11 protein-coding genes are annotated in these 11,705 nt (G+C 59.0%); 6 read left to right on the forward strand and 5 right to left on the reverse strand.

The window, feature by feature from the left end:
• Nucleotides 1-172: 172 nt before the first annotated feature.
• The 3 genes from A3EC_RS0109935 to A3EC_RS13075 are packed head-to-tail and all read right to left on the reverse strand — an operon-like array spanning nucleotide 173 to nucleotide 3,139.
• Nucleotides 173-370, reverse strand: a complete 198-nt coding sequence (locus A3EC_RS0109935) for a hypothetical protein (protein WP_018025038.1) — start codon at nucleotides 368-370, stop codon at nucleotides 173-175.
• Nucleotides 371-374: 4 nt separating this feature from the next.
• Nucleotides 375-2,741: a transglycosylase domain-containing protein gene (locus A3EC_RS0109940; protein ID WP_018025039.1), complete on the reverse strand. Its 2,367-nt coding sequence runs from the start codon at nucleotides 2,739-2,741 to the stop codon at nucleotides 375-377.
• Nucleotides 2,742-2,776: 35 nt separating this feature from the next.
• Complete coding sequence (locus A3EC_RS13075; RefSeq protein WP_083880031.1) at nucleotides 2,777-3,139, reverse strand: DUF5318 family protein; 363 nt, start codon at nucleotides 3,137-3,139, stop codon at nucleotides 2,777-2,779.
• A gap of 141 nt (nucleotides 3,140-3,280) precedes the next feature.
• Between A3EC_RS13075 and A3EC_RS0109945 the strand changes: the two genes are divergently transcribed.
• The 4 genes from A3EC_RS0109945 to A3EC_RS0109960 all read left to right on the forward strand — a co-directional run bounded on the left by A3EC_RS0109945 (nucleotide 3,281) and on the right by A3EC_RS0109960 (nucleotide 6,530).
• Complete coding sequence (locus A3EC_RS0109945; protein WP_018025040.1) at nucleotides 3,281-4,372, forward strand: inositol-3-phosphate synthase; 1,092 nt, start codon at nucleotides 3,281-3,283, stop codon at nucleotides 4,370-4,372.
• A gap of 212 nt (nucleotides 4,373-4,584) precedes the next feature.
• Nucleotides 4,585-5,094, forward strand: coding sequence for a MarR family transcriptional regulator (locus tag A3EC_RS0109950; RefSeq protein ID WP_018025041.1), 510 nt, complete (start codon nucleotides 4,585-4,587; stop codon nucleotides 5,092-5,094).
• Between the two features lie 33 nt (nucleotides 5,095-5,127).
• On the forward strand, nucleotides 5,128-6,039 hold the full coding sequence (locus A3EC_RS0109955) for a universal stress protein (RefSeq protein ID WP_018025042.1): 912 nt from the start codon (nucleotides 5,128-5,130) through the stop codon (nucleotides 6,037-6,039).
• A 14-nt stretch (nucleotides 6,040-6,053) separates the two neighbouring features.
• Nucleotides 6,054-6,530 (forward strand): hypothetical protein, encoded by a 477-nt coding sequence (locus A3EC_RS0109960; RefSeq protein WP_018025043.1) that lies wholly within the window; start codon nucleotides 6,054-6,056, stop codon nucleotides 6,528-6,530.
• Nucleotides 6,531-6,621: 91 nt separating this feature from the next.
• On the opposite strand, the gene leuS is transcribed toward A3EC_RS0109960, so the two are convergent.
• On the reverse strand, nucleotides 6,622-9,492 hold the full coding sequence (gene leuS, locus A3EC_RS0109965) for a leucine--tRNA ligase (RefSeq protein WP_018025044.1): 2,871 nt from the start codon (nucleotides 9,490-9,492) through the stop codon (nucleotides 6,622-6,624).
• A 75-nt stretch (nucleotides 9,493-9,567) separates the two neighbouring features.
• On the opposite strand from leuS, the gene A3EC_RS0109970 reads away from it, so the two are divergent.
• Together A3EC_RS0109970 and A3EC_RS12120 are read left to right on the forward strand one after the other, a co-directional pair.
• Nucleotides 9,568-10,056, forward strand: coding sequence for an SdpI family protein (locus tag A3EC_RS0109970; protein WP_018025045.1), 489 nt, complete (start codon nucleotides 9,568-9,570; stop codon nucleotides 10,054-10,056).
• Nucleotides 10,057-10,069: 13 nt separating this feature from the next.
• Nucleotides 10,070-11,089, forward strand: coding sequence for a bile acid:sodium symporter family protein (locus A3EC_RS12120; RefSeq protein ID WP_018025046.1), 1,020 nt, complete (start codon nucleotides 10,070-10,072; stop codon nucleotides 11,087-11,089).
• On the opposite strand, the gene A3EC_RS0109980 is transcribed toward A3EC_RS12120, so the two are convergent.
• The gene (locus tag A3EC_RS0109980) at nucleotides 11,086-11,694 is read right to left on the reverse strand and encodes a YqgE/AlgH family protein (RefSeq protein WP_026162401.1); all 609 of its coding nucleotides are present in this window, start codon (nucleotides 11,692-11,694) and stop codon (nucleotides 11,086-11,088) included. The genes A3EC_RS12120 and A3EC_RS0109980 overlap by 4 nt on opposite strands.
• Between the last annotated feature and the right edge of the window lie 11 nt (nucleotides 11,695-11,705).

Consider the following 11,705-nt stretch of genomic DNA (forward strand, 5'->3'; position numbering starts at 1 on the left):
TAGTGTTTTGAATCGGCCACTCGCCTTTTGCGGGTGACAGGAGGGTCGTTGCGTCAGCAACTTGGCCAGCCTACCCCATCTCCCCCGCTTCCCCCTAATCCCAAAAAGGCGGCCAAGCTGCAGAAGTGTCGTAGCTTCTACAGGGCCGCCCAGAGGGTTTTGGTTCAGGTCATCAACTCGATGTCGCGGCGAAGAACACCGCAATAAACACCGGCACGAGCGTGACAAACACGGTGGCAATAACCAGCAGGGAGATTACTGCTTTTCGTCCCCACCGCAGGTAGTACCCCGCAAAGGCGGTGCCCCACAGCAAGAACCCGATCCCGACGCTGCAAATGGTGATAATGACAGGCAATGGCAAGTTCGTCATTGGTCTAGCCTGCAAGTCCTAAGCCGTCGAGAATGTCGTTTAGTCTCGGTGGCGCTGGCGCTGGTTCCGGAGCCGGAGCTGGCTCATCGCCACCGTCACCCGGCTGGCTCGGACCGTTTCCGCGGCCAGGCTGTCCTGGGCGACGTCCCGGCGTGCTTTCCGAGGAGCTTTCGGACGAATCGCTTGGCTCCTCACTGTCAGAATCTTCAGGATAGTTGTCAACCGGCGGTACGTAATCGTAGCGGCCAGCCTGCCCGGCAATAGCCTCTGGCGTTGGGAAGGACTGGAACTCTTGGTCTGCTAGCGACGTATCCATCACTTGCTTCCAGATGGAGGCTGGCGCGCCAGCGCCGTACATCATGCCGCCCCACTCATTAACCAGCGGCTGCCCGTTGGTCGAACCGACCCACACAGCGGTCGCCAGCTGCGGGGTAGCGCCAATCATCCAGGCATCCTTGTTGGTGCCGGTATCGCCCAGCTGAGCGGTACCGGTCTTAGCGGCCGATGGTCGGCCACCAGCCAGCGGGGTGCCGGAGTACTGTGCAATCGGCAACATCGCATCCATGACGTTATTGGCCACCGCTGCGCTCACCCGACGGTCTGGCTTTTCATCCTTGACGAACTCGAAGAGGACTTCGCCGGTGGCATCTTCAACCTTGGAAATAAAGTGCGGACGGTTGTACACGCCTTCGTTAGCCAAGGTGGACAGCGCCGAAGCCATATCCATTGGACGGGACTGGTACTGGCCCAGAATTACGCCCTCATAGGACTGGCCATTTTCTTCCACCAGGGTGTGCTCGATACCAGGAATCGACTCCGCTACACCCAGCTTGTGCGCCATCGCAGCAGTGTCAGCAGGACCATTCTTGAAGTCCTTTTGGTAGCGAATGAAGCTTGTGTTCAAGGACATTTTCAGTGCCTGCGAAATTGAACAGGTACCGCAAGACTGACCGCTCACGTTGTTGACGGTTGCATCACCGGTCTGCACGGGGGAAGAGTCATACATCGCCGACAGTGGAATGTCTTGGGCTAGGCCCGCTGCCAAACCGAAAATCTTAAAAGTCGAGCCGGTTTGCAGCCCCGAGTTGGCGTAGTCCCAACCATTCGGATCGCGGCCACCAAAGTAGCCGAGTACCGCGCCGGTGCGAGGATCAATCGACACTGCTGCGCTTTCAACACCTTCGGCAAGACCCTGAGTGTTGTCATTGACAGAAGCCAACACCGATTCCTGCACCTTCGAATCGATAGTGGTGGTGATCTTCAAACCCTTGGTGTTGAGCTGCTGCTCAGTGATTCCAATGTCATTGAGCTCCGCGAGCACTCGGTCCCGAATCAAACCATTCGTACCTTTAACTTCAACGGTCTTCCGAGTCTTTTCTGGGTCCGCCACCTTCGGGTACTCCGAAGCATGGCGCTTCGACGCTTCCAGCACACCCATGGAGACCATGCCGTCAAGGACATAGTTCCACCGCTGCTCAGCCTCTGCCCGGTTGTGCCACGGATCCAGCTGTGATGGCCGCTGAATCGACGCCGCCAACACTGCGCCTTCTTCCATCGTCAGTTTCTCAATTGGCTTACCGAAGTAGGCCTGTGACGCAGCACCAATGCCATAGGAGTTTCGACCGAAGTAGATGGTGTTGAGGTAGGCCGCAAGGACCTCTTCCTTAGACCATTCGTTAGCCATCTTCGCCGACATCACCAGCTCCTTGGCCTTACGGACGTAGGAGTGGTCGTTGCCGACAATCGCGTTCTTCACGTACTGCTGCGTGATGGTCGAACCGCCACCAGACGATGGCCTACCCGTCAATACGCCCAAAGCTGCACGGCCATAGCCCGTCAGAGAAAAGCCCGGGTTAGTCCAGAACTCGCGGTCCTCAGCGGCCAGCACTGCGTTTTGGACATGCACTGGGATGTCAGACAGTTCCACTGTGCGGCGGTTACCATTTTCGGGCACCACGCGAGCAATTTCGGTTTCACCGTCTGCCTGGACAATCGTCGCGACCTGGTTGTTCACCAAATCCTCTGGCTCGGGGACCTCCGTGGTGGAGTACGCCACCGCAAAAGTCACCAACGGAATGGTGACGCAGACCGCGACGAAGAGTGCGAACCATGCCAGCACCTGCTTGCCGACGTTTTTCTTCTTTGGCGCGTTCTTCTGCCCCTTGCGCTGAGCACCACCCTTCGGGTTTGTGCTCTTGGCAGTACCGTTTTTCGGCCCATTCTTCGGCCCATTCTTTGGCTGGGTGCGGCGCTGGCCGCCCGAGCGGGAACCCGTCGCATTCGACCGCGACGTTCCGGACGCGCCGGAATTAGGCTTCTTCCGTGGCGCACCGCTACGGCCCGCCTGGTTTCCCGGATTAGATGGTGACACGAATTTTTACCTCAAACTTGGTTGTGCTGACGTGGTTAGCCAGCGATGGCAGTTGCTGCTCGTAGCAAAAAGTTCCACCTGCATGAGGTGCAGACTTCGACTTCGTGGACTGTCACTTCCCCGAAATTAGCCACTAACTGTTCAACTTCAACAAGGGCACGAGCAGTACCGGATATCTGCCCGAGATGCTCTCCGTATACCCACAATACGAGTCGAAGGCTGTCTCTTCCACAGACCGGACACGGTTTCTCGGAGGGTACACCGAGATCTCGAGCAGAGTTAATCAGCTGCCGGTCAGCTGGTATCACTGCCGGCGTTACTTCTTCACCGGCGCGCCACTGCCGAAGAACGGTAGTGCGCAACAATGACCGGTCCAGCTCGTCCTTTTTGACAAACACAGCTGCGATTCTACCGCCCAACCCAGTCTGCTTAAAAGCTTCTCAGTTCTAAGAAGCGGGAATAAAGACAGCACAAATATCGTTTTTATGCCCGATAGGTATAGCGTAAATACCACAGAAATCATGCCTCAAAGGAGTCTCATGTCTTCCAACCCAATTCGGGTCGCCATCGTCGGCGTCGGCAACTGCGCTTCTGCACTCGTTCAGGGCGTCGAGTTTTACCGCAACGCAAAGGACACCGACACCGTCCCCGGTCTGATGCACGTCCGCTTCGGCGACTACCACGTCTCCGATGTGGAGTTCGTCGCTGCATTCGATGTTGATGATGTCAAGGTCGGCAAGGACCTGTCCGAAGCAATCAATGCGTCAGAAAACTGCACCATCAAGATCGCCGATGTGCCAACCCTGGGCATTGAGGTCCAGCGCGGCCCAACCTTGGACGGCCTCGGCCGCTACTACCGCGAGACCGTGGAAGAGTCCGGCAAGGAAGCCGTGGACGTGGTGCAGGCATTGAAGGACGCCAAGGTCGATGTGATGGTGTCTTACCTGCCGGTGGGCTCCGAGCAGGCCGACAAGTTCTACGCACAGTGCGCTATTGACGCTGGTGTTGCCTTCGTCAATGCCCTGCCAGTGTTCATTGCTTCCGACCCAGAATGGGCAAAGAAGTTCGAAGACGCCGGGGTGCCGATCATTGGTGACGACATTAAGTCCCAGGTTGGTGCCACCATCACCCACCGTGTGATGGCGAAACTGTTTGAAGACCGTGGTGTGCGATTGGACCGCACCCTGCAGCTGAACGTCGGCGGCAACATGGACTTCAAGAACATGCTGGAACGTGAACGCCTCGACTCCAAGCGCATCTCGAAGACCCAGGCAGTCACCTCGAACCTGACCGGACCGCTGGCCGGCAAGATCGATGACCGCAATGTCCACATCGGACCATCGGACTGGATTGACTGGCTCGACGACCGCAAGTGGGCCTACGTCCGCTTGGAGGGTACTGCCTTTGGTGAAGTGCCACTAAACCTGGAATACAAGCTGGAAGTGTGGGACTCCCCGAACTCGGCTGGCATCATCATTGACGCCATCCGCGCAGCGAAGATTGCACTGGACCGCGGAATTGGTGGCCCAATCTTCGACGCATCGGCATACCTGATGAAGTCGCCGCCGAAGCAGATCGCGGACGATACTGCCCGCGCGAACCTGGAAGCGTTTATCCGCGGCGAGAAATAGCCGCACCCTTGCTACTTCGCTGAAAAGCAAGTAGCCAACAAGCAAAACCGCAGCCAACTTGTGCTGCGGTTTTCGTAGTTGTGCAGCAAGTGGCGACGGTTACATTCACCCCATTATTTCCGGATCGCCAACATTTTTGCTAGCAATAACATTATTTGGTGGCACTATGGTAAATAAGTAGTTTTAGTCCACCAACGAAAGTGCTTTCCGTCATGACCGACCACGCTGCATTTCCAGACGATGCCACGCTCAGCAAAATGAGCGACGCGGAAATCGAAGATCTCCTCGCCAACGAGATCCGCCCAATGCTCACTCGCTTGGAACTGCTGTACACCCGCGTGTCCCAGGAGTCGTCGATTTCCCGCGCGCAGCTGTCGATCATGTCCACTCTCGCTGATGTCGGACCATGCCGAATCAGCCAAATCGCCCAAACAGAATCGATCCGGATGCCGACGGCCTCTAACGCGATTCATCAGCTAGAGAAGCTGGGGATGGTCACCCGAGTCCGAGACGTAGAAGACCGCCGTGGCGTACAGGTGAAGCTGACCGACAAAGGCCACGAAGAACTCAATCGTGTTGGGGCAGAACGTAATCGACTGTTCCGTGCGCTTTTCACTGGTCTGGACCGTGAACAACTTGAACGGGCGGTTTCGGCAATTCCAATTATTCGTGACATGCTAGAGAATTATGGAAAGCCGAACGCTAAGGAAGCGCACTCGTAGGTTGCATTTGAGCCTCCACTTGGGAGGCCCACGGTGAGCCACGGTGTCCCGCAGCGCATCCTTGTTGGCTGGCGCCCCGAATCCGCCGGCACTGAAGCACTTCACTACGCCGCTTGGCTGGCTCGCACTGGGCCGGTGACCATCCGCGTCGCTACGGTTATCCCACGTACCTGGCCGATGGTCCTCAGTGTCCTCTCCGGTTTCGACACCTGGGCCAAAGAGGAAGCCGACCGCTCCGCCGCCGCCGCACGCGCCGCGTTGAAGGAAGCTGGCGTACCGAAGTCTGCCCTCGATGACGAACCCACTGTCGCTGTCACTGGTACTTCCGAAGCTGCTGGCTTGTCCACAGCCGCCACCGACTTCGACGCGGACCTCATCATCCTTGGCTCCCATGGTTCTGCAGCCAAAGGCTACTTCCGGATGGGTTCGACCGCTGATGCGCTACTGCACTACTCCCCGATTCCGATTGGCTTGGCCCCGCGTCACCCGAAGCTGTCGAAACGTGGCATCACCCGCATCTGCTGCCCTTACGTCGACACTGCTCAGTCCCACACTGCCCTAGCTCGCGCCGCCGACATGGCGATGGCGTGGGATTTGCCGCTGCGACTGCTCGCCTTCGTTCCTTCCGGTGCCGCGTTCAGCCCAGTGGACGCCCCGATGGGCAATGACTCCAATTTGATGGTCGAATGGCAAGAGCAAGCAATGGCCACCCTCGACCGGGGCCGCGACCGCGCACTCACCCGCTACCCCGACATCCATCTGGAAACTGAGATTGGTTCCGGCCCAAACTGGGCGGCGGCATTGGATACCGTCAAGTGGAAGAAGGGTGATCTGCTGGTCACCGGCTCGTCGGCACTCGGCCCATTCGCCCGCGTTTTCATTGGGTCCAGCACCTCGCAGATCCTGCGGCATTGCCCCACCCCTATCTACGTCACCCCAGCATAGGTAGGCTCGGGGGTATGTCAACGCCTCATGATCACAATGACGACGCCCCGAAGCCGAAGCGCAGACTCGGTGGCCAAGATCGGCCGGGCAAAATCAGCGAAGCCGACCTAGACTTTGACCCACTGCTACGCCTAGAGCTGGAACAAAAGTCCCGCCGTCAAGCCATTTTCTGGGCCATTGGCACTATGGTCGCCATTTTGGTGTCTGCGATGATTATCGCGTTCATCGGCCGCGCCGTCGGTGGCCCAAACTGCGACGCCGGCTACTCCAGCTTCATGTGCAGCCGCACTTTCGAACTCGCATTCCCACTTATCCCAGCGGCCATCGCCCTCGGCGGCACCTTCGGCGCCATGTGGATCTGCTACGTCAAGTGGTCCCGCTACCAGAAATGGACCCCGTGGCTGGCCATCACATGGCTGCTGATTCCGGTATCGCTGCTGTGGATCACCTCGACCGCCCAGTTTGCGATTTTGGGGCTGCCACTGCGGTAAATAACCGTCAATAAGCCCAAAGACCTGCGGAAGGATTCCTCCTGCAGGTCTTTATTTTTGCTTAATGACGGATTGGCCGCCGGGCAGTCGGTTACCCCTTAACCACCAGGTTCACCATGCGGCCCGGCACCACAATCACCTTGACCAGGTTCTTACCGGCAATGAGGGACTGGATGTGCTCATCAGCCAAGGCAAGCTCCTGAACGGCATCGCGGTCGGCATCGGCTGGCGCCTCAAGGTGACCGCGGACCTTACCGTTGACCTGGACTGGGTACTCAACCGAGTCGTCGACCAGCCACTTCTCTTCGAAGGATGGCCATGGGCCATGCGCCAAAGTGTCGGTGTGGCCCAGACGCAACCACAGTTCCTCCGCAATGTGCGGTGCCACTGGGGCCAACATCAGCACCACTGCTTCGGCAGCGGCGCGTGGGGTGGCCGGCTCGTTGGCGTAGACGCGGGTCAGGTAGTTCACGCACTCGATAATCTTCGCCACCGCGGTGTTATCCCGCAGGTTCGCGTAGTCATCGGTCACGCCAGCGACAGCGCGGTGCACAGCCTTATTGTCCTCATCGGTCAGCACCGCATCGGAAATGCGCAGCTCACCGGTAGCTTCATCAACCACCAGGCGCCACACGCGCTGCAGCAGACGCTGCGCACCAACAACATCCTTCGTCGCCCACGGACGGGAGGTATCCAACGGGCCCATCGACATTTCGTAAACACGCAGGGTGTCGGCACCGAAATTGTCGCAAATGTCGTCCGGGGACACGGAGTTCTTCAGGGACTTACCCATCTTGCCGTATTCCTGGGTGACCTCTTCACCGTTGTAGAAGAACTTGCCGTCCTTCTCCTCCACCTCAGCGGCTGGAACGTACACGCCGCGGCTGTCGGTGTAGGCAAACGCCTGAATGTAGCCCTGGTTGAACAGGCGGCGGTATGGCTCCCACGAGGAGACATGGCCCAGGTCAAACAGCACCTTGTGCCAGAAGCGCGAGTACAGCAGGTGCAGCACCGCGTGCTCCACACCACCGACGTACAGGTCAACACCGCCTGGGTCTTGTGGGCCGTGTTCTGCTGGGCGTGGACCGGTCCAGTAGCGCTCATTCTCAATGTCCACGAACGCATCCTGATTCGTCGGATCAATGTAACGCAGCTGGTACCAGGAAGAACCGGCCCACTGTGGCATCACGTTGGTGTCGCGGGTGTACTGCTTCGGACCGTCGCCGAGGTCCAGCGTGACGTTCACCCAGTCGGTGACCTTCGCCAGCGGCGGGTGCGGCTGGGAGGTGACATCATCCGGCTCGAAAGTCACCGGCTGGTAGTCCTCCACTTCCGGCAGCTCCACCGGCAGCATGGAATCAGGCAGTGGGTGCGCCACGCCATCTTCGTCGTAGACGATTGGGAATGGTTCGCCCCAGTAACGCTGGCGGGCAAAGAGCCAGTCGCGCAGCTTGTACTGAATCTTCTCCACACCCAGCTGCTTTGCCACCAGCCACTCAATGGTTTTCGCCTTCGCGGCAGCCATATCCAGGCCGTTAATGTCTAGGCCTTGGTCATTAGCGGAGTTCACTGCGGTGCCGGATTCGGTGAACGCAGCTTCGGAAATATTGCCGCCCGCCACAACTTCCACGATTGGCAGGCCGAAAGCTTCGGCGAACTCGTAGTCGCGGTCGTCGTGCGCTGGCACCGACATAATCGCGCCGGTACCGTAGCCGGTCAGCACATAGTCAGCGATAAACACTGGGATTTCGGCGCCATTGACTGGGTTGATGGCGTAGGTGCCCAGGAAAACACCCGTCTTTTCCTTGTTTTCCTGACGTTCCAGGTCCGACTTTGCGGCAATGGCAGCGCGATACTTGGCCACTGCATCCGCTGGGGTGTTGGCGCCGTAGGTCCAGCGCTCATCAATCCCGTCAAAGTTTCCGGTTCCGCCGGCCACCAATTCGTCAACAAGCTCATGTTCTGGCGCAAGCACCATGTAGGTGGCACCGAACAGGGTGTCGGGGCGGGTGGTGAACACGGTCAGCTTGTGGCCCTGGCACTGGAAGTCGACTTCGGCGCCGCGGGAACGGCCAATCCAGTTACGCTGCATGGCCTTGACCTTCTCCGGCCAGTCCAGGTCGTCGAGGTCGTCGATCAGGCGGTCGGAGTAGGCGGTAATCCGCATCATCCACTGCTTCAGGTTGCGGCGGAACACTGGGAAGTTGCCGCGTTCGGACTTGCCGTCGGCGGTGACTTCTTCGTTTGCCAGCACGGTACCGAGGCCTGGGCACCAGTTCACGGTCGATTCGGAGTGGTAGACGAGGCGGTGGGCGTCCAGCGCGTCGGCCTGTTCCACATTGTTCAGTTCATCCCAGCTGCGGCCTTCGTACTTTTCCGGCAGTGGGAAGGAACCGTCGGCATAGGCCGCGGCGAGCGTGTCAATTGGCTTTGCTTTGTTTTCCCGCGGGTCGAACCAGGCGCCGTAGATCTGCAGGAAAATCCACTGAGTCCAGCGGTAAAAGTCCAGGTCAGTGGTGGCGACGGCGCGGCGCTTGTCGTGGCCGAGGCCAAGGCGACCCAGCTGCCGTTCCATGTTCGCAATATTTGCTTCGGTGGTGGTGCGGGGGTGGGTGCCGGTCTGGACGGCGTACTGCTCGGCTGGCAGGCCGAAAGCGTCGTAGCCGAGGGTGTGCAGCACGTTGGTGCCCTGCATGCGGTGGAAGCGTGCGTAAACGTCGGTGGCGATATAGCCCAGCGGGTGCCCGACGTGCAGGCCCGCCCCGGATGGGTACGGGAACATGTCCTGCACGAAGAGTTTGTTGTCCGGCAGGTCGTCCCCGGCGGCTGGTGCCAGCGTGCCGGTTGGGTTTGGTGCCTGGAAGGTCGCGTTGTCGGTCCAGTAGCTTTGCCAGCGGGTCTCAATTTCCGCGGCCAGCTCTGGCGAATAACGGTACGAAGGTGCCTCGCTGGAAGTGGTCATAACTGCACAGCATAGTAGGGTGCTGCCGCGGCCACGGATTCAATCCCAGCCAAGTCGCGGATTAGGCTAGGACGCATGACTGTGCTTGCCGTAATCATTTTTGTTTTGGCCCTTGCTCTGGCCGTGGTCGCATTCTTGGCGATGCAGGGCAAACTCCCTGGTAACAATATTTTGGGTATCCGCACTGAAGCAGCCCGCAAGAACGAACGCTACTGGACCATCGCACATAAAGTCGCCGCCCCAATGTGGTTTGGTGCCGCTGGTGCCCTGCTCGTCGCGGGGGTTGTTGCACTGCGGGTGTCCGGCTGGTTGTGGGTGTTCTTCGCAGTAGCGTTGTTGCTTGCGGTGGTCTTCCTTGGTGTCGGCGCGTCGATGGGTGCGCGCACCGTTGCGCTTATTGACGAAAAGGAATCCGACTCCGATGGCTGCGACTCGGGTTCGTGTGGCTGCGGCGACGGTGGCTGCGGAAGTGATGCAGGTCAGAGCACTGCTGCAGCCCCTGCCCCTGCCGTTGACCGCGATGCGCTAAAGCGCGCATTAGGCGGAAATTCGGCACAGAATTAACAATACTGGGCTAATGGCAGCAACAGAAAGTAACACCACCATCCTGACCCGAATGCGTAACTACCGCCCGGATCCGCTCATTGTGCTGATTCTGTTGGCCGTGGTCATTGCTATTTTCCTGCCCGCGCGCGGTGAGTTCGCCGACGGGTTTGGTGTGGCCACCACAGTGGCAATTGCTTTCCTCTTCTTCCTATACGGCGCCCGCTTGTCGCCAGAGGAGGCGAAGCAGGGGTTTAAGCACTGGCGGTTGCACCTGATTATTTTGGTGTTCACCTTCTTGGTGTTCCCGGTCGTGGGCCTTGCCATGAAGGGCTTGGAACCGATTGTGGGCCCAGAAATGTACTTGGGCCTGCTGTATATGACCTTGGTGCCGTCGACAGTGCAGTCGTCGGTAGCATTCACGTCGATTGCGCGTGGCAATGTCGCCGGTGCCATTGTGTCGGCGTCGGCGTCGAATCTGCTAGGTGTGGTGCTCACGCCAGTGCTGGTGATGCTGCTGATGTCCAGCAGCAGTGGCCTGGTGATTTCCGGTCAAGTGTTCTTGGACGTGGCGATTCAGCTGCTGCTGCCGTTCGTGGTTGGCCAGCTATCCCGAAAGTGGACAGCGAAATTTGCCTCCAACAGCCTGACGAAACAGTTCGACCGTATTTCCATTGCCATGGTGGTTTACGCCGCCTTCTCTGAAGGTGTCGTGGATGGCATTTGGGTGTCCGTGCCGATATGGCAGCTGCTCTTTGTCTGTGTCCTGTCGGTGGTGCTGGTTGCCTTCATGCTGTGGCTGACCCGCTACAGCGCGATGAAGCTGGGCTTTAACCGCGGCGACCAGATCGCCATTGAGTTCTGTGGCACAAAGAAGTCGCTAGCTACTGGTCTGCCGATGGCAGCAGTTATTTTCGCGGGCCAATCCCTTGGCCTGATTATTCTGCCGCTGATGTTGTTCCACCAGATTCAGCTGATGATGTGCTCCTGGCTGGCGGCGCGCTACGCGAAACAGTATGCGCTAGCGCACCCGGAAGAGCAGCCCGCCGCCTAGTTACTGCGCACCGACACTGGGAAAGAGGCGTATAGCGGCAGCGGCATTTCTTGACGGCGCATGACAGCGCCCCACAGATCGACTCGACCCGGCGCGAGAATGTCAGACGGCAGCGCCGGAGTGACATACCAGTCGCCCCGTTCAATTTCGTCATTAAGCTGTCCTGGGTCCCAACCGGCATACCCCGCAAATACCCGGGAACCCTGCAGGTCATCGGCTACTTCAGCGGCGGTGCCGTTGAGGTTAACGATGACAAAGCGGTTGCCCAATGGCTCCAGCCATTCATTGGCGGCAATGTCGGCGCCCATCTTTGATACGCCCAGGCACAGTGGCAGGGTGCGGGAGACCGGCCCGCCCACGTACAGGACCTTTGGTGCGGTGGCGATGGATTCCCATTCGGGCATGACATTGTGCAGCGGGGTTTCGCTGCGAGCAGTCAGGTCCACGCCGAGGGCGCCGTCAGGGCCGTACTCGATGAGGAAAACCACAGAGCGGGCGAACTCTGGGGCGAGCATGCCGGGGGCGGCGACCAGCAACATTCCGGCGGCAGGGTCCTGCCGATCCAGCGCGTTGAACAGTCGGTCCGCAAATAGTCCATCATTCATTTCCACACCGT

The sequence above is a fragment of the Corynebacterium ulceribovis DSM 45146 genome (genome assembly GCF_000372445.1).
GTDB classification, from domain to species: Bacteria; Actinomycetota; Actinomycetes; order Mycobacteriales; family Mycobacteriaceae; genus Corynebacterium; species Corynebacterium ulceribovis.

What these genes read in the sequence shown, in the direction of transcription:
- A3EC_RS0109935 (WP_018025038.1), bottom strand. Translation starts at nt 370, where the DNA reads ATGACGAACTTGCCATTGCCTGTCATTATCACCATTTGCAGCGTCGGG.
- A3EC_RS0109945 (WP_018025040.1), top strand. Translation starts at nt 3,281, where the DNA reads ATGTCTTCCAACCCAATTCGGGTCGCCATCGTCGGCGTCGGCAACTGC.
- A3EC_RS0109950 (WP_018025041.1), top strand. Translation starts at nt 4,585, where the DNA reads ATGACCGACCACGCTGCATTTCCAGACGATGCCACGCTCAGCAAAATG.
- A3EC_RS0109960 (WP_018025043.1), top strand. Translation starts at nt 6,054, where the DNA reads ATGTCAACGCCTCATGATCACAATGACGACGCCCCGAAGCCGAAGCGC.
- leuS (WP_018025044.1), bottom strand. Translation starts at nt 9,492, where the DNA reads ATGACCACTTCCAGCGAGGCACCTTCGTACCGTTATTCGCCAGAGCTG.
- A3EC_RS0109970 (WP_018025045.1), top strand. Translation starts at nt 9,568, where the DNA reads ATGACTGTGCTTGCCGTAATCATTTTTGTTTTGGCCCTTGCTCTGGCC.
- A3EC_RS12120 (WP_018025046.1), top strand. Translation starts at nt 10,070, where the DNA reads ATGGCAGCAACAGAAAGTAACACCACCATCCTGACCCGAATGCGTAAC.
- A3EC_RS0109980 (WP_026162401.1), bottom strand. Translation starts at nt 11,694, where the DNA reads ATGAATGATGGACTATTTGCGGACCGACTGTTCAACGCGCTGGATCGG.